Origin of the sequence: Mastigocoleus testarum BC008, assembly GCF_001456025.1 — a bacterium.
Classification (GTDB): domain Bacteria; phylum Cyanobacteriota; class Cyanobacteriia; order Cyanobacteriales; family Nostocaceae; genus Mastigocoleus; species Mastigocoleus testarum.
On record NZ_LMTZ01000103.1, the window covers coordinates 21896 to 47244 of the forward strand.

General features: G+C 38.5%; 20 protein-coding genes and 1 pseudogene. 10 read left to right on the plus strand and 11 right to left on the minus strand.

Annotation, left to right across the window (positions count from 1 at the left end):
• Positions 1-146: 146 nt before the first annotated feature.
• The 6 genes from BC008_RS24115 to BC008_RS24140 all read left to right on the plus strand — a co-directional run bounded on the left by BC008_RS24115 (position 147) and on the right by BC008_RS24140 (position 6517).
• Positions 147-491 (plus strand): hypothetical protein, encoded by a 345-nt coding sequence (locus BC008_RS24115; RefSeq protein WP_027842847.1) that lies wholly within the window; start codon positions 147-149, stop codon positions 489-491.
• 360 nt (positions 492-851) lie between these two features.
• Entirely contained in the window at positions 852-1010 is a 159-nt protein-coding gene (locus tag BC008_RS24120; protein ID WP_036265212.1) for a ribbon-helix-helix protein, CopG family, read from the plus strand.
• Positions 1011-1426: 416 nt separating this feature from the next.
• Positions 1427-2866 carry a 9,9'-di-cis-zeta-carotene desaturase gene (zds, locus tag BC008_RS24125; RefSeq protein WP_027842846.1) on the plus strand — a complete coding sequence of 480 codons (1440 nt, stop codon included), beginning with the start codon at positions 1427-1429 and terminating at the stop codon, positions 2864-2866.
• Between the two features lie 128 nt (positions 2867-2994).
• Entirely contained in the window at positions 2995-3444 is a 450-nt protein-coding gene (locus tag BC008_RS24130; protein WP_027842845.1) for an SRPBCC family protein, read from the plus strand.
• A 113-nt stretch (positions 3445-3557) separates the two neighbouring features.
• Positions 3558-3998 carry an SRPBCC family protein gene (locus BC008_RS24135; RefSeq protein WP_027842844.1) on the plus strand — a complete coding sequence of 147 codons (441 nt, stop codon included), beginning with the start codon at positions 3558-3560 and terminating at the stop codon, positions 3996-3998.
• A 203-nt stretch (positions 3999-4201) separates the two neighbouring features.
• The gene (locus BC008_RS24140) at positions 4202-6517 is read left to right on the plus strand and encodes a DUF5682 family protein (RefSeq protein WP_027842843.1); all 2316 of its coding nucleotides are present in this window, start codon (positions 4202-4204) and stop codon (positions 6515-6517) included.
• A gap of 345 nt (positions 6518-6862) precedes the next feature.
• Here BC008_RS24140 and BC008_RS24145 read toward each other — a convergent pair whose 3' ends face one another.
• From BC008_RS24145 to BC008_RS24185, 9 genes are all read right to left on the minus strand, one after another.
• Positions 6863-7642 (minus strand): hypothetical protein, encoded by a 780-nt coding sequence (locus tag BC008_RS24145; protein WP_027842842.1) that lies wholly within the window; start codon positions 7640-7642, stop codon positions 6863-6865.
• A gap of 551 nt (positions 7643-8193) precedes the next feature.
• Positions 8194-8898, minus strand: a complete 705-nt coding sequence (locus BC008_RS24150) for a uracil-DNA glycosylase (protein WP_027842841.1) — start codon at positions 8896-8898, stop codon at positions 8194-8196.
• Positions 8899-8966: 68 nt separating this feature from the next.
• Complete coding sequence (locus BC008_RS24155) at positions 8967-9656, minus strand: hypothetical protein (protein ID WP_036265211.1); 690 nt, start codon at positions 9654-9656, stop codon at positions 8967-8969.
• 455 nt (positions 9657-10111) lie between these two features.
• Positions 10112-10654, minus strand: a complete 543-nt coding sequence (locus tag BC008_RS24160; protein ID WP_027842839.1) for a BRO1 domain-containing protein — start codon at positions 10652-10654, stop codon at positions 10112-10114.
• A gap of 143 nt (positions 10655-10797) precedes the next feature.
• A complete protein-coding gene (locus BC008_RS24165) occupies positions 10798-11175 on the minus strand; it encodes a bleomycin resistance protein (protein WP_036265210.1) in 378 nt (125 codons plus the stop codon).
• A 62-nt stretch (positions 11176-11237) separates the two neighbouring features.
• Positions 11238-13949: an ATP-binding protein gene (locus tag BC008_RS24170; RefSeq protein WP_027842837.1), complete on the minus strand. Its 2712-nt coding sequence runs from the start codon at positions 13947-13949 to the stop codon at positions 11238-11240.
• Between the two features lie 183 nt (positions 13950-14132).
• The gene (locus BC008_RS24175) at positions 14133-15467 is read right to left on the minus strand and encodes a CHAT domain-containing protein (RefSeq protein ID WP_027842836.1); all 1335 of its coding nucleotides are present in this window, start codon (positions 15465-15467) and stop codon (positions 14133-14135) included.
• Positions 15468-15747: 280 nt separating this feature from the next.
• Positions 15748-16773, minus strand: a complete 1026-nt coding sequence (locus BC008_RS24180) for an ABC transporter permease (RefSeq protein ID WP_027842835.1) — start codon at positions 16771-16773, stop codon at positions 15748-15750.
• Between the two features lie 251 nt (positions 16774-17024).
• On the minus strand, positions 17025-18650 hold the full coding sequence (locus tag BC008_RS24185) for an ABC transporter substrate-binding protein (protein WP_027842834.1): 1626 nt from the start codon (positions 18648-18650) through the stop codon (positions 17025-17027).
• Between the two features lie 627 nt (positions 18651-19277).
• On the opposite strand from BC008_RS24185, the gene BC008_RS24190 reads away from it, so the two are divergent.
• Positions 19278-19613 (plus strand): hypothetical protein, encoded by a 336-nt coding sequence (locus BC008_RS24190; protein WP_027842833.1) that lies wholly within the window; start codon positions 19278-19280, stop codon positions 19611-19613.
• A 191-nt stretch (positions 19614-19804) separates the two neighbouring features.
• Here the strand turns inward: BC008_RS24190 and BC008_RS50730 are convergent, their stop codons facing one another.
• A complete protein-coding gene (locus tag BC008_RS50730) occupies positions 19805-20089 on the minus strand; it encodes a hypothetical protein (protein ID WP_058183944.1) in 285 nt (94 codons plus the stop codon).
• Positions 20090-20175: 86 nt separating this feature from the next.
• Here BC008_RS50730 and psbB point away from each other — a divergent pair, with 86 nt between their 5' ends.
• From psbB to BC008_RS24210, 3 genes and pseudogenes are all read left to right on the plus strand, one after another.
• Positions 20176-21705, plus strand: a complete 1530-nt coding sequence (gene psbB, locus BC008_RS24200; RefSeq protein WP_027842832.1) for a photosystem II chlorophyll-binding protein CP47 — start codon at positions 20176-20178, stop codon at positions 21703-21705.
• 205 nt (positions 21706-21910) lie between these two features.
• Complete coding sequence (locus BC008_RS24205; protein WP_058183945.1) at positions 21911-22012, plus strand: photosystem II reaction center protein T; 102 nt, start codon at positions 21911-21913, stop codon at positions 22010-22012.
• A gap of 585 nt (positions 22013-22597) precedes the next feature.
• Positions 22598-23716: pseudogene (locus BC008_RS24210) on the plus strand (30S ribosomal protein S1); the annotation flags it as partial.
• A 294-nt stretch (positions 23717-24010) separates the two neighbouring features.
• Here BC008_RS24210 and BC008_RS24215 read toward each other — a convergent pair.
• Positions 24011-25165 (minus strand): tetratricopeptide repeat protein, encoded by a 1155-nt coding sequence (locus tag BC008_RS24215; protein WP_058183947.1) that lies wholly within the window; start codon positions 25163-25165, stop codon positions 24011-24013.
• Positions 25166-25349: the final 184 nt, after the last annotated feature.

Sequence of the window (25349 nt, forward strand, 5' to 3'; positions counted from 1 at the left end):
TTTAAAAAGTATCAAAACGAATTCATTACTTCTTCCTAAATAAAGATTGGGTGAAGCGGCTAAGAGCCATAGGATATGCGGTTAAAATAGGATTATCGATTAATTCTGTTTTGAAATCGATTGTATATAATCAAAAAAACTAAGAAATGCAAACTTCATTCAGCACAAAATTAATTGATTTGGTAACGAAGAGAGAAGCTAAAAACTTAGCTTACGCTCTAAAGCATCAAATTAATAAAAACAATTTAAATCAACTTGCAATCAATATTTTCAAAACCTTAAACATTGATGAGATGTGTAATGCTTTACTCAAAAATTCCCATATAATATTAAGTCATTTTAATGACTTTCAATTTATTTTAGGGAAAAATCACTGCATGCGACAAATATATGTTCAGCTATCTGCTAAACTAACCAAAGCTTTTGGAATATGCTTTCAAGCATTGTTTAATTTTTTCTCACAAGAGATTTTTTGTGAGCACAAAACTTAGATTTGAATTTAGGTGATATTTGTGATGAGATGGCGCGGAGTAGTTTACTTGCTTGATACTTATTAATTAAGAATAAATTTCTTGCTTCTAGTTACTTTTTCCGCGTGGTTTTAATTGTTTCATTAACACGTGTAAATAATAAGCCGTGTTATAAATACTAGTGATTTCATCTGATGAATCATCTACCTAAATTTAGGTGTTCAAATTCTTTTCACCATGATTTCGATTATTAAATAAACAATATTGCAATATTGCTTTTTATTGTTTGTTTGAAGTAATCTAGTAGACAATTTTCATTTTTTATCTCTTGATTAAATGGACTCAACAACAACATACGGTAATGTAAATAATAAAAATAAAATGACAAATAAGAAATGGGCGGTCAAACGTATAACAGTGAACTTAGCAGCGCAAGAAGCGGAAAAGTTAGAAAAGTATTGTCAACAGACGGGTAGACCCGCAACTGACGTAATTAGAGAACTGATTCGTAGCTTACCTGTTGCCGAGGACGCGAAATAAATTTATCCCGTGCAGGCTAGTATCCCCAGATTACAATCATTACGTGTTGTATCACTTTGTTTTAATAGGGGATAAAATGAAACACATAAAGTTTGTAGAAGCACGGCAGTGCTGTGCTTCTAAATAATTCCCAACATCAGTCATTCGATAATTTCACCCTCATATTTGGTGTTGTGGAAAAGCTAAAAATTAAGTTAAATAAAAACATTAATATAGCAAATATCGCAACGCCAAAAAAATCACATATTGTCGAAATTTTACTTGTTTTTTCTTGTCCCTTTCTACAATTTATAGAAAGGGACTTGTAATTAAAAATGTCAGTACGACAAAATAACTGCTAAAGTTCTTGGGATGTTAGTAACTTCTGACGCGAAGACAGTTACAATTTGTAAAGAAACTGAGTAATTAAAGATTGAATGCGTGTTGCAATAGTAGGTGCAGGACTAGCAGGACTAGTAACTGCAATGGATTTAGTTGATGCAGGGTGTGAGGTCAGTATTTTTGAATCACGTCCTTTTGTGGGTGGAAAAGTTGGAAGTTGGGTTGATAAAGATGGTAACCACATAGAAATGGGGTTGCACGTTTTTTTTGGATGCTATTACCAACTATTTGAGTTAATGGAAAAAGTCGGAGCGGTAGAGCATCTTCGCATTAAGGAACATACCCATACTTTTATTAATAAGGGTGGAAAAACCGGAGAATTAGATTTTCGTTTTATCACTGGTGCACCTTTTAATGGCTTGAAAGCATTTTTTACCACTTCTCAACTTTCGTTATTGGACAAGGTAAGAAACTCCATGGCTTTGGCTACAAGTCCCGTAGTCCGAGGTTTAGTGGACTTTCAAGGTGCGATGAAAAATATCCGAGACCTGGATAAAATTAGTTTTGCTGACTGGTTTCGCTCCCATGGTGGTAATAACAGTAGTATTAAGCGGATGTGGGATCCCATTGCTTATGCTTTGGGTTTTATTGATTGTGAAAATATGTCGGCTCGATGTATGCTGACGATTTTTCAACTATTTGCAGTTAGAACTGAAGCTTCCAAGTTACGGATGCTAGAAGGTTCTCCCCATGAATATCTGCTTAAACCTCTAGTTAAATATCTCGAAACGAGAAATACGAAAATTTATACGCGTCAACAGATACGAGAAATTAAGTTTGTTGAAAAAGAAGGAACAACCCAAGTCACTGGTTTGGTTGTAGCGAATGGCGAAACAGAGGAAACTGTGACTGCTGACGTTTATGTTGCAGCTTGTGATGTACCGGGAATTAAAAGACTTTTACCTTCCCAATGGCGTCGTTGGTCGGAGTTTGACAATATATATAAACTAGATGCAGTACCAGTTGCAACGGTGCAATTGCGATTTGATGGTTGGGTCAGTGAACTTAAAGATCCCCAAAAACGCAAGCAATTAGAACATGCAGCAGGAATTGATAATTTACTTTATACACCGGATGCTGATTTTTCTTGTTTTGCGGATTTAGCTTTGACCAGTCCGAGTGATTATTACCGTCAAGGTCAGGGTTCCCTGTTACAGTTGGTTTTAACCCCAGGAGACCCTTTTATTAAGAAGAGCAATGAAGAAATTGCTCAACATGTCCTCAAGCAAGTGCATGAATTATTCCCATCTTCACGGGAACTGAACATGACTTGGTACAATGTGGTGAAATTAGCCCAGTCCTTGTATCGGGAAGCTCCGGGAATGGATATTTATCGTCCCGACCAGAAAACACCAGTTGCAAATTTCTTTTTAGCAGGAAGTTATACGCAGCAGGACTATATCGATAGCATGGAAGGAGCTACACTTTCTGGTAGACGCGCAGCAAAAGTGATTTTGGAAACTGTGAAGCAATAGTTTTCTTAAGGGTTTTTCCGAGGAAGAACTTTGCCAGATAAGGCTTTGCCGACACCGCAGGCTCTGCCTTATGGGCTGAACATTGATTGCATCATGCGGTAGCATTATAGACATAAAGGATACAAAGAATGTCGGACTGGCTAGAGCATAGCGTGCAGGTTGAGGTTGATGCTCCAATTGATTTAGTTTGGGGTCTGTGGTCGGACTTAGAGCAAATGCCACGTTGGATGAAGTGGATTGATTCTGTGAAAATACCGGAAGACGATCCAGATATATCTTTATGGACACTCAGTAGTAGTGGTTTTGAATTTACTTGGAAGTCTCGGATTATCAAAGTTATTAAGAATCAAATTATTCAGTGGGAATCTGTCGATGGTTTACCCAATCGGGGGGCTATTCGTTTTTACGATCGCAAGGAAAGCAGTATTGTTAAACTGACTGTTGCTTATGATATTCCCGGTATTGTGGGCAGAATAATGGATAACTTATTTTTGGGAAGAATTGTAGAATCAACGATTCAAGCAGATTTAGAGCGGTTTCGGGAATATGCTTTGAAGACACAGAATAATTTAAATTAGTAATCAATCGAGACGTTTCGGTGAAGCGTCTCCATATTATTAATGAGTGGCGATTTACAAATTAAATTTATTTATATTACCTGCTCGTATCAATAAATATCAGTCAAAAAATAATGTCAAACTGGCTAGAACATAGTGGACAGATTGAAGTTGACGCTCCAATGGATCTAATTTGGGATTTGTGGTCGGATCTGGAGCAAATGACAAGCTGGATGAAGTGGATTGATTCGGTGAAAATATCCGCAGATAATCCAGGCATATCGTTATGGAAACTTCGTAGCGGTACTTTTGAGTTTACTTGGAAAACTCGGATTATTAAAGTAATTACCCATCAAATTATTCAATGCGAATCAGTTGATGGTCTACCAAATCGCGCAACTGTAAGATTCTACGATCGCAAAAATAGTAGCATCATCAAACTCACTATTGCTTATGCCATTCCTGGAGTATTGGGCAAAATAATGGATAATCTAATTTTGGGGAGAATTGTTGAATCAACTCTTCAAGCCGATTTAGAACGTTTTAAAAAATATGCTTTGCAGGTAAAAGATTGATTTAGGTTAGGGAAAATAGCCTTGGAAGATGGATGATTATATTTAACAACAAGCAACTGATATTTTTGACCAAAAGAAAAATTGCAAATTATTTGAAATGCCATAACTTGTTGCGATTATTGGGTTATCAATGACAAACTACAAAGTACTTTCTTCCGTCAGGATGCGGTTGATTACGAATTACGAATCATTTTGGAAAAATTATGACTATCCACGTCTTCGGTATCCGCCATCACGGTTCCGGTTCTGCACGTAGCCTGCGTCAAGCATTAGAAGAACTCCAACCAGATACCATCCTCATTGAAGGTCCACCGGATGCAGAACCTTTAATACCATTAGTCGCTTCATCTGCAATGGAACCTCCGGTAGCATTATTAATTTATCAACCCGATCTACCTCAAGAAAGTGTTTACTACCCCTTTGCTATATTTTCTCCAGAATGGCAAGCAATCCAGCATGGTTTAAGTAACAATATCCCCGTGCGGTTTATGGACTTACCCCAAACCCATCGTTTGGCGTTGAAAGCTAAAAGGGAAGAATTACAACCAGAATCTCCATCCCCTGAAGGACTGGACAATGAAGAATTAGAAAAGCTAGATTCACATCAAATCGATCCCGATCACCTCGATTTAAATCAACTTCAAATTCCTCCTGATCCCTTGTCCTTACTCGCAGAAGCTGCAGGTTACAGCGATGGCGAACATTGGTGGGAGCATATGGTAGAGACTCGCAGCAATAGCGTCGATCTATTCGCAGCAATTTTGGAAGCCATGATAGCTGTACGCCAAGAATTACCACCTTCCCAAGACCCGATGGAAGCAAAGCGCGAAGCATATATGCGCAAAACTATCCGCCAAGCCCAGAAATCAGGTTTTGAACGTATTGCTGTAGTTTGTGGTGCTTGGCATGCCCCCGCACTTTCATCTATGCCCCCTGCAAAAGAAGATACCACTTTACTGAAAGAATTACCGAAAATAAAGGTGGAAGTAACTTGGATCCCCTGGACTTACGGACGCTTGGCTTACAGTAGTGGCTATGGTGCAGGGATAGAATCTCCTGGTTGGTATCATCATCTTTGGCAAGGCGGAACTAAGGAAAATAGCAATTCCCAATCTTCAAATGTAAATGTGACAATTAGTTGGATGACGCGGGTTGCACGATTGTTGCGAGAACAAGACTTAGATGCTTCTTCTGCACATGTGATTGAAGCGGTGCGCTTAGCAGAGTCTTTGGCGGCTTTGCGAGATCGTCCTTTACCTGGCTTACCGGAGTTAAATGAGGCTACACAAACAGTTTTATGTTTCGGTAGTAATTTACCGATGCAACTAATTCACGACAAGTTAATTGTCGGGGAATGTCTGGGTAAAGTCCCAGAAGACACACCGATGGTACCGTTACAAAAAGACCTAACTCGCCAACAAAAACGCTTGCGAATACCACCTCAACCTACTGAGAAGAATTACGATTTAGATCTACGCAAAGAAAACGATCTGGCGCGATCGCACCTACTCCATCGTCTGAATTTACTGGATATTCCTTGGGGAAAATTTCAAAAAAGTTACGGTAAGAAAGGTACTTTTCATGAATATTGGAATTTAATTTGGCATCCGGAATTTGCAGTTAACTTAATTGAAGCTGGAATTTGGGGTAACACAATTCGCGATGCTGCTGCTGCAAAAGCTTGCGATACAGCAAATAATGCTGAAGAGTTACCTGCGCTCACAAAATTGTTAGATAAAGTTATTTTGTCTGACTTACCAGATGCTGTTAATCACTTGATGTCTTGTTTAGAAAATGCTGCAGCTTTGGCCAGTGATGTAACTCATTTAATGGCTGCGTTACCGCCGTTGGCAAATGTGATGCGTTATGGAAACGTACGTCAAACAGACACGACTACCATTGTGCACGTAGTGGATGGCTTAGTTGCGAGAATTTGTATTGGTTTACCTGCTGCTTGCAGTTCTTTGGACGATGATGCAGCAGTTGCAATGTATGAGAATCTAATCAAGGTTAACGGTGCTATCAGTATATTGCAAAATCAAGAGCATGTTAATTCTTGGCAACAAGTTTTAGTTCAAATGGTTGACAACCCAAATTTACATGGTTTAATAGCCGGACGTTGCTGTCGTTTGTTACTTGATGCTGATGTGTTTGAAGCGAGCGAATCTGCACGTAGGATGGGTTTAGCACTGTCAGTAGCCACAGAACCACCCCAAGCGGCTGCATGGGTGGAAGGTTTTCTTAAGGGTAGCGGTTTATTGGTATTACATGACGATAATCTTTGGCAGGTTATTGATGATTGGGTAACTCAATTACCTGAAGAAATTTTTATTAATTTACTACCACTATTGAGACGTACTTTTGCAACGTTCACACAATCAGAACGCCGTCAAATGGGCGAGCGGGTCAAAAGGGGAATTACTGGTAAAAATAAATCTGTGACAACAGACAACAGTGAATTTAGTGAAGAGAATGCTGTTGTTGTTTTACCTATTATCAGACAATTATTGGGAGTTTGAAAAGTAATAAGTAATAAGTAATAAGTAATAAGTAATAAGTAATAAGTAATGGGTAACTGATAACTGTAGCCCGTAAGGGCGTGGCGTCAGCCATAAACTGTTAGCGGATCGGTAGGTAGCGGCTCCGTAGGTAGCGCAGCTATAGCCATAGTGTGCGCGTTCCTAGCGTAAGCGTACCGGATCCGTAGGTAGCGCAGCTATAGGTATTGCGCATTAACTCATAACTGATAACTGATTTTCAAATACAACACGAACACTAATAAGTGAAATAATTAAATGAAAAAATTAAAGTCAAACTTAAAATCTTAGGAATCTTAAAAACGAACAAAAACCACCCTAAATAAGTTATTTTAAAGGTCTTAAGCCTTGTGCTGTGGCAATAACTTTATTGTTCTGACGAACTATTAATGTTGATGGAGAAACAGAATGATGACCATTTTCTAAATTAATTCTGCCTTTGACAACATAATCTCGATCGCTATTTTTCCAAAGAATCGTGCATTCTCCCTCACGACAATTAACTTTACCACCCCTTAATCTGATACATCTTCCCCCAGAATTACATCCATAATAAGTAAGATTACCAGTATCATTCATACCGTCCCAAGAGTCTTGACCGCCGATCGCGATCGTCCACTGACCATTAGTGAAAGTCACAAAATCAGGAATATTTTTGCTTTGTGTCGCAGCATTAGGCAAAATATCCATTTTGGTAATTAAAGATTCCTCTTTGGTCTTACCACAGGGTTCATTACTCTCGCAGTCGTTAACTTTAACTGTTTCATAAGTCAAATTAACTTTTTTCGACAAGAACTTTTCTCCTTGGGCGCAGATATCGAAGACTGCACCCAATTCTTGCTTCATTCCTCCCTCATCCAGAATGCTAACGTAACATTTTAGATCTCCCTGAATCATGCTTCTGATGGTTGCAACTTTTGGTTTTCCATCTATAGTTTTCTGGACAATATCAGTTTTGGGTGCTGAGAACGAACTATCTGTAGTGGAAGCTATTGGCTCAGGCTCAGGGCTGACAACCCTATTATCCCAAGAGTGGTTGCGAATGCCCTGACAACCAACAAGGTAAAAGGAGGTAAGTAATAATGTGGTGGAGATTATTTTTTTCATTAAAACCTCTTGAATAAAACTCCAAAAACTTAAAGTCCAAAAAGATAAATTCCAAAAAATTAAGTCTTAAAAAAGCAAACCCCAAAAATAATGATTCCAATCTATTTTTTGATATAACTGAACTCAGGTTAATACAAAAAGTGTTCTTCCCAACATATATCTTGCGTGCTATTAATGAATAAACAAAATAAGTTGATATCAGCTAAAGAAAAAGGATGAGAATCTCTAATAGAATAAAATTACTTCCATTTTCATTGATTTAGCTAACAAGAGTCACCATAGAGAAAATAGTTCCTTAAAAAGCTTAAGATGAGAATTGATAATCTTTGCAGGGAAACAATTTATCATCTCAAATACCTCTGAAAATAAGTTATGGTGCTATGTGCAAGTCATAGGTTTTCGCATTCATAAATGTGTCAACCTAACTACGTAGTGCTATATATTATTTTTCAAGCTATTGCAGCAAGCCTATGTACCGTTAGCAAAGACATAGCAATATAAAATTTTCATATGGCAGTCAGAGTTTCTGCAGTGAACTGTTAACTAATAGATTAAATATTTAATTGATTTTTAGTATTAATATTTGATACTTTCCAATTAATTTCTGGCTTACCTAACTGCAATAAAGCCTGATTAATTGCTGAAAAGGGTTTACTACCAAAGAAACCATTACGTGCAGAAAGCGGTGAAGGGTGCGCTGATTGAATCACTATATGTCGGTTTGTGTCAATCAATTTAAGTTTCTTTTTGGCGTATCCACCCCATAGAACGAATACAACTGGATCTGGTTTTTCATTAACTTTTGCGATCGCAGCATCGGTAAACTTTTCCCAGCCCTTATTTTTATGAGAATTAGGTGAATGCGCTCGCACTGTTAAAACAGCATTTAACATCAGGATACCTTGTTTTGCCCAAGTAACAAGAAATCCATGTTCCGGAGTCGGAACCGCCAAGTCAGAATGAAGCTCTTTGAAGATATTAACCAATGATGGGGGTGGTTTTATTCCGGGCTTGACGGAAAAGCAAAGTCCATGAGCTTGATTGTGATTGTGGTAAGGGTCTTGTCCCAGTAACAGCACATTGACATTTTCGTAAGGTGTCAGTTCAAAAGCTGAAAATATATCTTCCTCTGCAGGAAAAATAGTCTGGGTTTCTCGTTCTTCGGCTAAAAAATTTTGAAGTTGCTGAAAATAAGGTTTTTTCAGTTCTTCGACTAATATATGTTCCCAAGATTTGGGAAGTGCAGGAAGTGTCATTTCAATTTTTGATACGGGATTTTAGATTTTTAATCGCAATTAGCAATTACCCCTTCCCATCATCAACTTTAGTCTAGAGCAGGTAAATTTTGCTCTGTTACTAATTTACGCTGAACAACATCAATTTCAGAAAAAATATTTTTTCCACCTGATTCATAAAAAACTAATACAGTATTTTGGTTTTTTTGATGGCTCCCAATTACTCTATCAACTTTCTTTATTACTTCAGTATAACCATTTCCAGAAACATCAGAAACTGCAATTGTTTTTTTGTCGCGAGAGTCTAAACGTCTATCATTGTTAGTGTCTTCTGTAACTAATGTGTACCAAATTCCGTTTACTTTATTAATTTTTGTTTGTGTATTTCGTTCTACCACATTGTTTGCATTAAGGAATAAAAAATCATTTTTTGTTAATAATTTTTTGGCGGACTTATCGTTACCATTGAAAAATAAATAATTACGAATGCTATTTGTGCTTTTATCGTAGTATGAGTGGCGATAGTTTTGTTGAGAACCGATTGGTGAGATTAGGTAAGGAGTTCCACTAAGTGGTTCGAAATTAGTCAAGCTCACTTTGACTTCGACGTCACTTGTTTGCTCTTGTCTTACTGAGTTATAGACGTTACGTTCTCGAGAAATATCTCCGAAAATGCGATAGCCGGCATAACCAAATACGACTAGCATTATTAAACCAAGAAAAAAGAATAGCAAAACATTTACAGATTTCAGCCAACGAAACAAAGGCGATTCACTCATTTTAAGATGTAATGTTGTAAGTGTTATTTATAACTAGTGTTCAAAAATAGTAGAGGTTTTATCCTCATGAATCTACTTAACTACAATTTATTGCGAGCGTTATCCAGGAATTTGCCTAATTCTTCACTATTTTTAAAGATTTTGAACTATGTCTTTCAGTTTGTGAGTTTGGAAGCAAAATGATTTATGAGTAAACAGGAACACACTTCCGTATGTCCCTAAAGATTAAAAAAATTGATGAATTATTTTTTTGGAATTTTTTTTTAACTACTTCCTAGTTTCTGATGCGAATAAAAAAAACAAGCAGCAAATTATTTACTAACTCCACTAAGAATTCTTCATGTTGGGAGTTATTGTAAGTACGCATAAAATCTATAGTTATACAAAATCTATAGTTATAAATGTGTGTGGTGCTAAAGCGTAAATATGTGGTGCTAAAGCATAAATGCGATCATTTACTTTTCAGTTTTTTCTTCAGAAGTAGGATTATTAATTGGTGTTTCTTCAGGAATTAAACTATTTAATTGATTGACATGTTTTAAAATTTGTCGCCGTTGTTTTTGTAAGTTGACTGCAACATTAATATTGGTTTGAGAAATATTCTTTTGCAATGAAGATATTTTATTGATATCTAAAGTACCGCTATTATCTTTAACTTCACCTAAAGCAGTAGACGCTTCTTGTAAACGAGTATTTGCTGTACCAAAATTACGTTGGTCTAAATCAACTGCGGAATGATACAATGCAGCCCGTGCTTGCATCAAATAACCGTAATTTCTTACTGCTTCGAGTTGATTTTGAGTTTGCTGTAATTCCTGTCGAACGGACTTGATTTCTTCTGTTATTTCTTCATTATTCACAGAAACGTGGGACCGTCCTTGCCACCAACCGATACCATAAATTGCAGCGCCAGTTACAATGGTTGCGCTGACACCAATAAGAATTAGTTTGATTTTGGGAAATGTTGGTGTTTTATTTGTTTCTACTGTATCGCTCATTTTTATTTACCTAAATTTTTGCCAGATACACCACACCATCTTATTCTTATGGCAAATCTGAACTCCTCACCTATGATTATCTCAAGGATACAGTAGAAAAGTATGTCGTAAATGAGACTCTTTTAAATCTTAAACTATCGCTATTAACTAGCTAATTCCATTGTGCAAGCTTGCGGTAATTCTGTTGTTTCCTGTCCTATCCTATGGAAATGTCCATCAATATCTTGAATTACAAATTCATGCATTCCCCAAGGTTGAAATTCTAGTCCGTGAACTATATTTGCACCATTCTGTTTGTATTTTTCATAAACAGCTTCAACATCTTCTGCGTCTAAATAGCAACAGCATCCAACAATCGGATTTTCGTTTTTGCAGAAAAATAACTGTACTTTGCCATTAGAAACACAGCCAAAATTATCTTCCCACAGCCAATCAATTTTGAATCCTAAAACGTCCCGATAATATTCCTGGGTTTTGACCACATCTTTTACTGGTAGTTGTGGCGTACAGTAATGAAACATATCTCTTACTACCCCTATGCAATCTTTACACAGGATAACACTATTTAAGTTCATTTGTACTACTAAGCTAACTGTAATTGCAAAACCCAGCGGCGGAATAGCTCTACGATAATATACCAACGCCCTTCGGTTTCTTGAATTACATCATGACGTTTAAGGGTGTTGAGGGCTTCTTGTACACTTTCCTCATCAATATTCTCTGTAGAGACGTTGCATGCAACGTCTCTACATGTAATGTTTCTACAATTTAATCCTCTGGGATGAGGCGCTAAGATTTTTAGTACCATTTGTTGCCCATCAGTACCTTGCGCTGCTTGACTCCAAACTCCATCAAAGTAATAGCGTCCCCGTTTGAAGAATTGAAGATCGTTGACGACAGCTTCAACTTCTTCCACAGTAAAAATTGGATCGCGCTTGCGTCCCATTTCAAATACTTGGTCATTGTAGCGACGAACAAGCTGGAACCCGATCAACTGAACTAAATATGGTTGTCCGTGGGTTAAATCGTAGATTTTATCTAGGGCTTCCGTCGTGTAATCTAGGGGAAAATCTTCCTGTAGAGACGTTGCATGCGGAGACGTTACATGTAACGTCTCTACATCTTGTACCGGGTTCGCTAAAATTTGCCTAGTTGCTGCGCGTTCCATGAAACCAACGTGGATGGGAATTACACTGGCGAAGAAAGGCTGAAAATAATCTGCTGTCATCTCCTCCAAGGTGTGCAAACCAGCAAAAGCAAAAGCTACCTGGGAATTCATTTGCACTAATCCCCGTAAATAACCCATAAAGTCTTGGGGTATTTCTCCCGCTTCTATCAGTTCTTCAATTTTCTCAAATTCGTCTAAAGCAATAATTAAACCTTGTAGAGACGTTGCATGCAACGTCTCTACGGTTTGTTTTAAATAACGTTCAAAGGTACGGTAGGGAATTTGCAGTAACTTGTCATCATCTGGGGGGGAAATATTTACCACTTCAGAAACAGCATCACATATCGCCATCAAAACTTCACCTACTCCCTCAGAAATGTTGCCAGCATTTAACATGTTGACGTAGGCGACTTTTACACCCGAACCTACAGAGCTAGCAGCATTCCGCAAGATGGAAGTTTTACCCATGCGCCTGTGACCGTAAATTACCACAGACTGCAATTGCTCCCCCATCACCCAAAGTTCTTCTAGTTGTCTCATTACGTCTTCTCTTCCCACAAAGCGATCGCCTAAAACTGGATCGCCGATAATATAGGGATTGCGGACAGGCTTGGTGATAGAAATTTCCCCAACTTCACCAGCAATTTGTAGTAAAGCTTTTTGCCAAGTTTGCGCGATATCAATGATGAGTCCCCGTTCTGCTTGGGGTAAGGTTTCGGAATTGTTGAGGATATTAGTGAGTTCTCCTTGGGCGCGGTTGAGAGCAAAAGCACGTGTTGCACGGGATACACTGCGCTGTATCAATTGGATATCTTCAACAACACGATGCAATCTAGAAATTGCTTGCCAAGTTGTTGCGCGTAAAAGAGCTTGCTCAGATGATTGTAAAAATGTTGGATCTTGTGATAATTCTAGAAACGTTGCATGCAAAGTCTCTACAGGAATATTGGTAATATCATCAAAATTCTTAACCTCATGAAATATTGCAAGATTGTGGCTGAGGGCATACATTTCCTCCCCATAAAGGAGAGAACGTACTACTGCAAAAGCTTTCTGTGCTTCAGCTGGTTCTTTTTCGTGGAGATACCAAAAACCAGCAGCTGTTGCACGGGCTGGGGTATCTAAACGGGTTTCTATTGGGAAACGATTCTGTAAACTTTGCTTCCAGCTAGGAAGTAGGAAAAATATACTTCTAATAGCTTCTGACTTAAGTTTTTCACTCAAATCAGCAGATACAAAACGCACTAAATTCCAGTCGAAAGGTTTTCCTGCTAACTGGGCTACACGATAAATGATTTGTTCTGCAGGTATTTTGTTGAGTACTTGATTAACAGCTTTGACAACAGGAATAAATTGTAGGGTGTAAGCAAGCAGCTGGTTAGCATTATGTAAACCTGCTTCCCAATCCTGTTGTAACCATTTTTTTAAACGAACAGAAAGATAAGGTAAGGGTAGAGAAGTAACAGGTAAAAAAAGCAAGCTATATTTTTGAAGATATGGGAGATTGAAGGATAAGCCAATCAACCAACTTTCTAGACGCAGAACCGCCACCCCAAAAGGTACGGCAAAAATGCCAAAAGCCACGCTAAAAACTACAATAAAAGCTATATAAAAATTTGCCCCTAAATCCATATCATCGGATACGCTCAATGCTATACCAAAAACTACGCTCAAAGTCAGACCAAAAGCCACACCACTAAAACCCACACCATCCACCATACCCAAAGCTACTCCAAAAGCCGTAGCAGAAAAGATGCCAAAAAATACGCCAAAAAATACGCCAAAAAAGATGCCAAAAAATATGCCAAAAGCTACCATCAGCCATTCAATAGAAACACCGATGCTCTCCTGCAAGATTCCGCTTAAAACCAATGGAATTAAAACTGTTAATACCAACCCTTGAAGAAATAAATTACGCCGAACAGTATTCTGCTTGAGCAACTCCCAATTCATCTCTTCTTGAGAAATATACCCACCCCCAAAAGTATTCACATACCACCGCAAAGCTTGGGGAAAATAAAATACCCAATACAACAGACGCAAATAATCTAAAGGATTCCACAGAGAGAGAGGGCGCTTGAGTTTTGGCGCTAAATCTAGACGGGGTACGGGAGTTTCTTGGGACATTTGTGGTTCTCCGCTATTCTTCGCCAAACCAAAATCTTGCCCAGAAATTAATTTCCGGGCTAATAGCCAAAGTCCTCTGAAGAGGGCTTAAAAAATCTTCAGTCCATTTGAATAGAATTGGACTATGAGCCTGGGATTTTAATCCAAGGCGGTTTTTGGTGCATATAGAGTCATAAAAAACCTTCATTTCATCTCCTCCATATACCGTGCGTAATTTTTATTACACATATACATGATTTTTTTGGGATGACCACCACAGCTTTCGATAATTCGTGCAATCTCTGTTTCTGTAAACCGAATTGGATTATTTCCCAAACGTTCATTAATAAAATCCCTAACAGTTGCTTCATCCCACAATTCAATTTCTTCCTCAAGACAAATATTTTGAAAAGGCGAAACCATCCCCAGTTCATGACTATCGGGGAAAAGTCGATCTAAGGAAGTAGAAGCAGCAACAACTAAACGTAAAGGTGCATCTCTCCCATTTGCTAAACCTCTTAGTTGTCCCCTGACCTGATTAGTAAAACCTTCCCAAGTCATTTTCTCAATTTCATCAAGCAATAGTAAAAATTTAAGACCTTGTTTTGTTAAAGTCCTATTCAAACGAAATCCTTTACATTGATCGATTCCAATCTCGTCACACAACGCAAAATAAAAATCTTCTTCGTCATAAACCTGGCTCATGTCTAGATAAATTGGTTTGCGAGACGGAGTTAATTTTGCTTCTGCTTGTTGACTAATCGCCCAGAGTAAAGAAGATTTACCAATTTCTCTTTTACCAATCAGCGCTACGCTGCTTCCACTGTTGAGGGTTTCAAATATCCAACGAATTTCTCGTTTTCTACCAAAGAATTTTTTTGAGTCTTTGACTATTCCTGTGAGGGGAAGGAAAGGGTTATTTATTTTTGTTTCTTTTGGCTTATCTGGAATTAGGACTTCTTTTCTAGGTTTTTTTGTGTAAATAACCGGCTTGAGATACTCCGGAATTCCCTGCAATCTAATTTCGACACAACCAAACTTGTAAGCATCTTCAATGGAACGATTTGCTCCCAAAGCTTTGTAAAAACCAACAGAAAATGCGATCGCAGCTTCATCCCCGATTACGTCATTCATCCCGATCGCAAAGGGAATATGTTTCGCGATCGCTTGCGCCTGAATTTCAGAATGACAAGCATTTAAAATCACGCAATTAACTTGAGATGCTAACAATTCAAATATTGCAGCTAAAGCATCAGCTTCCACAGGTTTTGCTATACCTATTTCATCTTCAAAACAAAGTTCTCCCTGACTGGTTCCATGTCCTGAAAAATGAATAATCTGTGGTTCAAAATCAAATATTGCTTGGGTTATATCACTAACCCGTACTGACTCTCGCTGTTCTAATTGGTATTTATCTGCTTCCTTCGCTATTCGCAATCTTCCTTTAATATCTCGTACTTCTTGCCCCAAACGCAACCGAGATTCATCGCTAGGATCGGCTGCTAAAAACAGAATTTTAATAGGGGAATAAATACTCATTTAGGTGAGTGTCAAAATTTACTTACTTAGGAATATAAGACTCAAATCATTTATCATATTCACATCTTTGATTGATACTTGTTGGCAAATATATTGTGGTGCAATTAATGTTATGCGGCGGTGCGTTACGGCGCGGTGATAGGTGTGACCTAAAAAAGATATTCTCTTGCGCGCCTAACGCACCCTACGATTTACTATATTTTTTCATGTCATTATTTCTTTTTGGTAGGGGCGCACCGATGTGCGCCCTAACAATTGGTATATTTTTTATTGAAAATTTCTAATACCGAATGCGCGGATCTACATAAGCATTCAAAATATCAATTAAAATACTCGCTCCCACAACAATCGCCCCAAAAAATACCATTATTCCTTGAACCGTAGGATAATCCCGTTCGGCGATACTTTCAAATAAACGATTTGCTAATCCCGGCCAAGAAAATGTTACTTCTGTTAATACTGCTCCACCCAGCAAAGATGCAAAGGTCAAACCCAAAACAGTAATTACGGGAATTAAAGCATTCTTCAAAGCGTGGGAAATTAAAATTTTTCGTTCGGGGATACCCCTAGCCCTTGCAGCTTCCACATAATCGGCTTGCATGGTTTGCTTTAAGTTAACCCGGACAATTCGCTCAAAAATACCACTGAGGAGTAATCCCAAAGTAAAGCTAGGGAGAATTAAATACTGAACTGCTGTAAAAAACTGTGTCAGGTTACCCTGCAAAAGACTATCAATGGTATATAAGCCAGTAATTCTATCCGGTGTAGCAAGGGAAGCCGGAAAACGAGTTCCAAAGGGAAACCATTCCAAACCAACTGCAAAAACTAATTGCAGCATCATTCCCGCCCAAAACATGGGCAAAGCATAAGTGATAATACCGAATAATCTACCGCTTAAGTCAAGAGATGTACCGGGACGAGAAGCAGCAAATACACCAACACTGATACCAATAAGTAAAGAAATAGAAATTGCAAATACTGCTAATTCAGCGGTTGCAGGAAAATATTGCCAAATAATGTCCCAAACAGGTTGTCCGCTGCTACTAATGGATTTTCCTAAATCGAAACTCAGTAGACTTTTGACATATTCAAGATACTGTAATGGCAAAGGCAAATTTAAATTTAACTGTTCGCGTAACGCTTGTTTAGCAGCTTCTGGAGCACGTCCACCCAGGATTGCATCAACCGGATCTCCCGGTGTAGCTCTGAGTAGCAAAAAAACAATAGTCACAATGGTTATTAGCTGGAGTGGTGCTAACAACAACCGAGAAGTAATGTAATATCCTAAAGCTTTAGAACGAGACATGTTTGTTGGGGATTGGCGATTAGGGATTGGGGACTGGGGATTAGGGATTGGGTATCAACTCAAGTGCTAGTTAAGCAAAACAGTTCAATTTTCTAAATTCCTTTCCAATGGGGTTAGGGGGATCCTTCCCAAGAAGTGAGCAGAATATAAATTTCATCAAATTGTGATTAGCAACTTATGTTATTGGGTATTAGTTGAGTAAGTTGTAACTGTTAACTGATAACTGTTAACTGATAACTGAAAACTCAAAACTATTTTTCCAAGTTTTTGTATATCAAATTTTGCGTCGGGTCTAACAACGCACCTTTGACATTTTTTTGAGCAAATATATTATCTTGGTTTTGCCACAAAGGAATATATGGAACATCCCGAGCAACTTGTTCTTGAATTTCGGCAAAAATTTGTTTGCGCTTGACAGGATCTTGTGTTTTCCGTTCTTGTTCAATCAATTTATTAATGCGATCGCTATAATAAAAAGAACCTTGGGTTTGACTACCACCATCTTCACATCCCTTTTCTGGGGTTCCTTTCTGACAAGCTAGAAATGGTTGAGTGTAGTTATCTGGATCTAAAAAGTCAGGATACCAACTCACTAAAGTTGTTGGATATAAACCTTGACCATTATTTTTAAAGAAGGTGGTACCTTCTACAGTATTAATATCAAACTCTAATAATCCACCCATAGTTTTTTTCGCCAGGGCTTTAAGTACCATTGCGGTTAATTGACGGGGTGCGGAGCCTGAAGGATACCAAATTTCCACAACAGCTGGCTTATCTTTAGTAAAACCAGCTTGTTTGAGTAGTTCTTTGGCTTTATCAGTATTTGCATCGCCATATCTCTCTTGAAATACTGGTTTGTAAACATCAAAACCAGTTGGGATTAAACTGTAGAGGGGATCTGCTTGTCCGTAAAGTACCCGTTCGGAAAGTACCTCCCGATTGACCATTGCAGCGATCGCCTGTCTCACCTCAATTCGATCTAAAGGTGGTTGATTGCGGTTAAGAGACCAAAAACTGATAACATTACCTTCGTTGGGTATCACATCCCACTTACCTTTTTTGGCGCTTTGTTGCAAACTGCGAACTTGGTCGGGATCCAAGGTTAAATATGCTATATCCACTGCTTGTTTGCGGAAAGCATTATATAAGTTAACCCCACTACTGAGGATTTGGACGTTAACACCTTGATTTTTCGGTTTTTTACCCCAATATCGATCAAATACATCAAAACGAATCAAATCGCTTCCATACCGAGCTAACTTGTAAGCTCCCGTACCGACAAAATTATTCGGGTTAAATTGACCTTCGCCAATTTTGTAAGCTTCGGGGGAAAGCGCACAAACTCCAGGGAAAGCTAACAAAGCTGGAAATGCTGCAAACTGATTTTTGAGCTGAATTGTTAATTCATACTCCCCTGTTGCTTCCACTGATTTAACAACATCACCTAATAAAAATGAGGGTTTACCTTTGTTCTGAATAAAACGTTTGATACTAAAAGCCATAGCTTCAGCATTAAAAGAGGTTCCATCATGGAAAACAACCCCCTTGCGAATGGGAATAGTATAAGTCAAACCATCTTCACTAACTTTTGGTAACGCAGTTGCTAAATCTGGCTTAACTTCTGGATCTCCAGGTTCGTAAGCGTATAAGCGATCGCTCATATTGGAAATCAAGGAAATTGAAGATAATTCGTAAGCGTCAGCTGGATCGAGAGTACGTGGTTTGCCTGTTGTCCCGATGGTAATACGATTGGATGATTGGGCTACCGTTTGGGGATTACTAGCACAGCTACTTAGTAAAATTAAACACGCACAAAACAGAGAAAATAATGGTTTAAGCCGACCCCAACTTTTTCTAGACAAAGGAAACCAGTACATAGCAGTGGGATGATTGAATTCAGTGGTGAGTTATTTTACTATATGTTTGACTGAACGCTATAGATTAGTTATTGCAATTTAGAAATCTCTAGCCAATCATTTAGCTCTGCGTAAAAAAGTATCAATAAAAGTTAAAAGAAATACAAAAACTCTAATACTTAAAACACGACTTAAAAAAGCAATTGAAATTTAAGAACATAATCTATAGAAAAGATATATTGAAATTGAAAATTTGCTATTAGAACCTATCCTTACAACCACGTTTTCCCAATTTAGTATGTTAATAAAATACTCTTATGTAAGAAATCAAAAAATGACAAACCCGCTACAATATTGAATTTAAATCCATACAATAATATTCCTTAATGATTGAAAAAGTTTAAGTGAAGTCAAGCAAATCAATCATTACCAAAGATAGCTTCAATTTCTTCTCTATATTCCGACATATTTATTAACTTTTTTTCACGACCTAACTTCACCGAGATAGGGTATATATTTGAATTGCCTAAAACTTTTATCTCCGATAGATTAATGGATAAAGATGATTTTATTTATACATTAAACTCCGAGATTGTCCTTAAATTACGAACGGCAAATTGAAAATCTAACGTAGAGAGTGAAAAGCTCGTGAAGTATTTCTTTTTAACCGAGGGCTGGAAAGTCGGCAGAGTATGGGCTGCTGAAGGATTATGGCAAACAACCGCATGGCGACGCCAACCCGAAATTCAACGCATTGATGTATCTCTGGAAGAAAAAAATGAAGTTCTTTGGCTTCATAGGGTAGAAGATACTATTGTCATGGTGGAAGTCATGCCAATACTACCCCCAAGTAAAAATGGTTCTGGACAAAAAATAGGTCAAGTAGTTCTCAAAAGGCTTATGAGTGCCGAACAAGTAATTGATCGCCTGGCTTCTGCTGAAACTAGATGTCTTTTACAAAATATTCAGTCAGTCGTGAATTAAAAAAGGACTGATAACCAGGGATAGCACTGCGTGCCACCTTACGGCATATAGGGACTAATGGCTGAGGACTATGTAAATATAGATACAGTTTTTCGCTTGAGTCAAATATATTTTCAGGTTCCAAAATATAGGGACGTAGCATTGCTACGTCTCTACAAGTATTTAAATACTCAATCTATAAACATAGTTTTTTACTTATAGTTACCAATCCAATACCTAATACCCAGTCCCCATATGCCGCTTGCGGCGGCACGCAGTGCTATCCCCAATCCCCAATCCCCAATCCCCAGTCGCCAACACCCACCCAACAGGTCAAGGCAAATATTTACACGCTTGCAAACAGCTCCACGAATAGTTACACTTTTTAAAACATTCTCATTTTTGCTGGTGAATGTTAATCCAACTCTACTGAGGCTATAACCTAGTACTGTTAAGGGTTTAACAAAATCACTGTGATGTTTATAAAAATTAGGCAAAGCAGCAATCTCAGCAAAAAAGTAGCAATAAAAACACTAAAAACTCATTTTTGCAAAAATTAACTCTTCTAGGAGGGGCGTAGTCGATGGGACTACCTTGGTACCGAGTACATACAGTCGTTCTGAACGATCCGGGGCGACTTATTTCTGTGCACCTAATGCATACAGCATTGGTAGCAGGCTGGGCTGGTTCGATGGCTCTTTACGAACTAGCAATTTTTGACCCCAGCGACCCAGTACTTAACCCAATGTGGCGTCAAGGCATGTTCGTGCTACCCTTCATGGCACGTTTAGGGGTTACAGGTTCTTGGGGCGGTTGGGATGTTACCGGCGCAGTTGGAAACGACCCTGGGTTCTGGTCTTTTGAAGGCGTTGCAGCAGCCCATATCGTTCTTTCTGGTTTATTATTCCTAGCTGCTGTTTGGCACTGGGTTTACTGGGATTTGGAATTATTTACCGATCCTCGGACTGGCGAACCCGCTCTTGACTTGCCAAAAATGTTTGGCATTCACTTATTCTTGTCTGGCTTACTTTGCTTCGGTTTTGGTGCATTCCACCTCACCGGACTTTGGGGTCCAGGAATGTGGGTTTCCGATGCTTACGGCATAACGGGACACATCCAAGGAGTAGCGCCAGAGTGGGGACCGGAGGGTTTTAACCCATATAATCCTGGGGGAATCGTCGCTCACCACATCGCTGCTGGTGTTGTTGGTATTATTGCTGGTTTATTCCATTTATCAGTTAGACCACCTGAAAGGCTGTATCGAGCCTTAAGAATGGGTAACATTGAAACTGTGTTATCAAGCAGTATCGCGGCTGTTTTCTTTGCAGCATTTGTAGTTGCCGGAACCATGTGGTACGGTAGCGCAACCAGTCCAATTGAATTATTTGGTCCTACCCGTTATCAATGGGATCAAGGTTATTTTAAACAGGAAATTGACCGTCGCGTTCAAGCAAGTGTTGCTGATGGCGCATCGCTTTCTGAAGCTTGGTCAGAAATTCCTGAAAAACTTGCTTTCTATGACTATGTTGGTAATAGCCCCGCAAAAGGTGGTTTATTCCGCGTTGGTCCCATGGTTCAGGGTGATGGTATTGCTCAATCATGGGCTGGTCATGCAGTATTCACAGATGGCGAAGGTAGAGAGTTAACTGTTCGTCGTCTACCTAACTTCTTTGAAACCTTCCCTGTAGTTCTGACTGACTCCGATGGAATTGTTCGCGCTGATATTCCTTTCCGACGTGCGGAATCTCAATACAGCTTTGAACAAACTGGTGTTACCGTTAGCTTCTACGGTGGCGATTTTAACGGACAAACCTTCACCGATCCTGCTGAAGTGAAGAAGTGGGCGCGTAAAGCACAAGGTGGAGAAGTCTTTGACTTCGACAGAGAAACCTTAAATTCTGACGGTGTATTCCGCAGTAGCCCCAGGGGTTGGTTTACCTTTGGGCACGCAGTATTTGCACTGTTGTTCTTCTTCGGTCATATCTGGCATGGTTCTAGAACCATTTACAGAGATGTATTCGCCGGCGTTGATGCGGATCTCGAAGAGCAAGTGGAATGGGGTCTATTCCAGAAAGTGGGTGACAAATCTACTCGCCGGAAGGAAGCTCTCTAAACTTTCTCTAAACTTTATGTAACAAAATGTTAATAATTGTTTAGAAGATTTTTCTTGAAATTGGGGATTGGATAATAGAAATCGGGAAGTAGATTTTTAACTGCGAGCCAAAATCTAATACTCGATCCCCAGTTTCTTCAAATATTCCCTCACAGTACTTTGGTACAATAATTAACAGCAGGCTAGATAGATAGGAGCTTGTGATATGGAAGCAATTGCATACGTTTTTATTTTGGCAGTATCTCTAGGAATTCTGTTCTTTGCGATCGCGTTTCGCGAGCCACCCCGCGTTGAAAAAGAAGATTAGATATTTCCTGTCAAATTCTTGTTGCCAGAATTCTTCGCGAATATATTTGGATTTAATATCAATATGTAGCGAATAAAATATAGCGAACTGAAGATGCTGCTATTACCAATATCGGTATTGGCAGCTTCTTTGATTTTTATTCACAAGCTATTCGAACAAGTAAATTCAAGGTTTTGCTAAATTCAAATTTAGCCGTCTCACCAAACCACATAACGGACTTTAAGCGTGATGGGGCTTAGGAGAGTGGGGTTATTGCAAAATGCTTATTGCGAAATATTAATTTTTGTTAATAATTTAGGTATTATCTGAGGAGTTGTTTGATTAACTCAAGATGTGAATTTTAACCCCATAGCTATGAATATCCTCTTCTTCTCTATCAATAATGAGAAATGAGAATGAACATTTTGATTGAATTATATTTATATCTGATATAATTTAATATCTGTAAGTCGATACCTGTAGATATTAGCTTTTCTACGCTAGGATGAAATAGGATGTAGGTGTAGACTGCCCCAAAATGGCGCTTGCATATACATCAGCTAGGAGGCAAAATTTTACGGAGAATAAACCTAGGAAACAGCAAGCATGGTAAATGTCAATCAGAAAACAACTGTGACAGATATAGGATTCACTCACGAGGAATTTGCAGCTTTACTTGATAAATACGATTATCATTTCAGTCCAGGTGATATCGTTCCAGGTACAGTATTTAGTATAGAGCCTCGGGGCGCTCTGATTGACATAGGAGCCAAGACAGCAGCATTTATACCTATACAAGAAATGTCTATCAACCGGGTGGATAACCCGGAAGAAGTACTACAGTCAAACGAAACACGAGAATTCTTTATTCTGACCGACGAAAATGAAGATGGTCAGTTGACACTTTCTATCCGCCGTATTGAATACATGCGAGCGTGGGAGAGAGTTCGTCAATTACAAGCGGAAGATGCCACAGTCCGTTCTGGCGTATTTGCGACTAATCGCGGTGGTGCGTTGGTAAGAATTGAAGGATTGCGTGGTTTTATTCCTGGCTCCCATATTAGCACTCGTAAGCCGAAAGAAGATTTGGTTGGTGAAGAATTGCCACTGAAATTTTTGGAGGTAGACGAAGAGCGCAACCGCCTAGTTCTTTCCCACCGCCGAGCGCTGGTTGAGCGTAAGATGAACCGTTTAGAGGTAGGCGAAGTAGTAATTGGTACTGTTCGCGGTATTAAGCCCTACGGTGCGTTTATTGATATTGGTGGTGTAAGTGGTCTGTTGCACATTTCGGAGATCTCCCACGAGCATATCGATACACCTCACAGCGTATTCAACGTTAATGATGAACTGAAAGTCATGATTATTGACTTGGATGCAGAAAGAGGTCGAATTTCTCTGTCTACCAAGCAATTGGAGCCAGAACCTGGTGACATGATCAAGAACCGGGATGTGGTGTTTGATAAAGCAGAAGAGATGGCTGCTAAGTACAGAGAGCAGATGCTAGCTAAACAACAAGGTTTAACACTTGAAAGCACCGACTCGGCAGAAGCAACTGCAGCAGAAGAACTAGAAGAAGTACCATCAGCAACTGAAGAACCAGAAGTTCCTACAGCAACTGAAGAACCAGAAGTTCCTACAGCAACTGAAGAACCAGAAGTTCCTACAGCAACTGMAGAACCAGAAGTTCCTACAGCAACTGAAGCTGAAGAAGCTAGCGAATCAGCTGAAGAAGCTAGTGAATCAAATGTAGTTGAAACAGTAGTATCAAATGTAGCTGAAACAGTAGCAAACGCTGTTGAAGCAGTAACAGATGCTGTTGAGACGGCAGTAGATGCCATTAGCCCAACAGAAGATTCTGCTGAACCAGTCGCCGAAACAGAGAAAGAGACGGATAAAGAGACAGAAGAAGTTTCATCAGTATCTGAAGCTTAATTAAAAGTAGTCAATTTACAAAAACCTACATATTTGTTGGCAAGAAGTTAGCAAAAAAGTATCTTATTGTAACATTGCTTTGGATGATTAAATACTTGGAAAAGGGGGATTATCCCCCTTTTTTATGTTAGTGGTCTCCTCAAATGGTAAAACTATATTTAATTGCTCTGCTATTTCTTCCATGTGACTACTATTGTTTAACCGATTGTAAATTTCCTTAGCTTCGAAATAATAAGATTTAGCTTCTGGATAATAATTTAACTGGTCACAGGTCGCAGCTAAAAGAAAGCTAGTTCCTGCTTGTGCAAAAGTATTATTTATATCTTGTGCAAAAAATAATGCGGCTTGTAAGGACTTTAGCGCTGAAGAATATTCTTTTTGTTGGTAGTAAGTGCAACCCATATTGAATAGTGTTTTTTGTTGTCCATCTTTAGCTTCTATTTTCTGAAAAATCCGTAGAGCATCTTTATAATATTTCAGTGCTTTGGTATAAATGCTCAGATGTTTATATATGTTAGCAATTCGAAATAATGCTGCAGCTTCTCCAAAAATATTCCCAATAAGGTGGCTAACATCCAATGATTGGATGTTATATTCGATCGCTTTTTCTAAGTCATTGGTTTTATAATATACATCACTTAAGCCTTGCAAGATAGCACTTCTGATTTTCATTTCGCCAATATCGTGAGAAATTTTCAATCCTGACTCGAAAAAATTGGTTGCTTTCTCGTATTCTTCAATTTCCTTGTATGCTTGACCTATGCGGTCAAGACTCATGAGTGAAAGTAATCGATGATTGATGTTTTGAGCAATGAATAAAGATTGATTACATAGTTTGATTGTCTCTTGATATTCACCTAACTGAAAGTAAATACCACCTAGATTTGCAAGAGAATTTGCTTCTGCTTGAATATCTTTAAGTTTGCGAGCAATCAAAAGTGCTTGTTGCTCAAATTCTAATGCTTTTTGGTAGTCACCAATCAGCTGATACAAGTTTCCTAAGGAAGTTAGAGCACTTTGTTGATAATTTAGGTCATTCATCTCACAGCCAATTTCTAGCTGTTTTTGAAGGAAGTCCCGAGCTTGTTCGTATTGTCCTAAATGTCGATATTTATTTTTCTGTTCCCCAATACCTAAAATTTCCATCAACCGATTACTTGCTTGGGAAGCAAGTTGAAGTAATTGAATAAAATACTCAATTACTTTGTTAACTTGATTAAGTCGAGATTTACAATTAGCCATATTGTAAAGCGCAACTTCTTGCCAACATAAGCTATTTACTCCTAGGTGATAAAAGTAACTTTTACTGAAGTCTAAATTTCGTTTGCAATCGGTTTTTACCTTTCAGTAAGAATTTACTTGGGTGAATAAAATATCATTACTATTTTTGAATTATCTTGTTCAGGAATAATCGATTTTTGTACTG

What these genes read in the sequence shown, in the direction of transcription:
- BC008_RS24115 (WP_027842847.1), top strand. Translation starts at nt 147, where the DNA reads ATGCAAACTTCATTCAGCACAAAATTAATTGATTTGGTAACGAAGAGA.
- BC008_RS24120 (WP_036265212.1), top strand. Translation starts at nt 852, where the DNA reads ATGACAAATAAGAAATGGGCGGTCAAACGTATAACAGTGAACTTAGCA.
- zds (WP_027842846.1), top strand. Translation starts at nt 1,427, where the DNA reads ATGCGTGTTGCAATAGTAGGTGCAGGACTAGCAGGACTAGTAACTGCA.
- BC008_RS24130 (WP_027842845.1), top strand. Translation starts at nt 2,995, where the DNA reads ATGTCGGACTGGCTAGAGCATAGCGTGCAGGTTGAGGTTGATGCTCCA.
- BC008_RS24135 (WP_027842844.1), top strand. Translation starts at nt 3,558, where the DNA reads ATGTCAAACTGGCTAGAACATAGTGGACAGATTGAAGTTGACGCTCCA.
- BC008_RS24140 (WP_027842843.1), top strand. Translation starts at nt 4,202, where the DNA reads ATGACTATCCACGTCTTCGGTATCCGCCATCACGGTTCCGGTTCTGCA.
- BC008_RS24145 (WP_027842842.1), bottom strand. Translation starts at nt 7,642, where the DNA reads ATGAAAAAAATAATCTCCACCACATTATTACTTACCTCCTTTTACCTT.
- BC008_RS24150 (WP_027842841.1), bottom strand. Translation starts at nt 8,898, where the DNA reads ATGACACTTCCTGCACTTCCCAAATCTTGGGAACATATATTAGTCGAA.
- BC008_RS24155 (WP_036265211.1), bottom strand. Translation starts at nt 9,656, where the DNA reads ATGAGTGAATCGCCTTTGTTTCGTTGGCTGAAATCTGTAAATGTTTTG.
- BC008_RS24160 (WP_027842839.1), bottom strand. Translation starts at nt 10,654, where the DNA reads ATGAGCGATACAGTAGAAACAAATAAAACACCAACATTTCCCAAAATC.
- BC008_RS24165 (WP_036265210.1), bottom strand. Translation starts at nt 11,175, where the DNA reads ATGTTTCATTACTGTACGCCACAACTACCAGTAAAAGATGTGGTCAAA.
- BC008_RS24170 (WP_027842837.1), bottom strand. Translation starts at nt 13,949, where the DNA reads ATGTCCCAAGAAACTCCCGTACCCCGTCTAGATTTAGCGCCAAAACTC.
- BC008_RS24175 (WP_027842836.1), bottom strand. Translation starts at nt 15,467, where the DNA reads ATGAGTATTTATTCCCCTATTAAAATTCTGTTTTTAGCAGCCGATCCT.
- BC008_RS24180 (WP_027842835.1), bottom strand. Translation starts at nt 16,773, where the DNA reads ATGTCTCGTTCTAAAGCTTTAGGATATTACATTACTTCTCGGTTGTTG.
- BC008_RS24185 (WP_027842834.1), bottom strand. Translation starts at nt 18,650, where the DNA reads ATGTACTGGTTTCCTTTGTCTAGAAAAAGTTGGGGTCGGCTTAAACCA.
- psbB (WP_027842832.1), top strand. Translation starts at nt 20,176, where the DNA reads ATGGGACTACCTTGGTACCGAGTACATACAGTCGTTCTGAACGATCCG.
- BC008_RS24205 (WP_058183945.1), top strand. Translation starts at nt 21,911, where the DNA reads ATGGAAGCAATTGCATACGTTTTTATTTTGGCAGTATCTCTAGGAATT.
- BC008_RS24215 (WP_058183947.1), bottom strand. Translation starts at nt 25,165, where the DNA reads ATGGCTAATTGTAAATCTCGACTTAATCAAGTTAACAAAGTAATTGAG.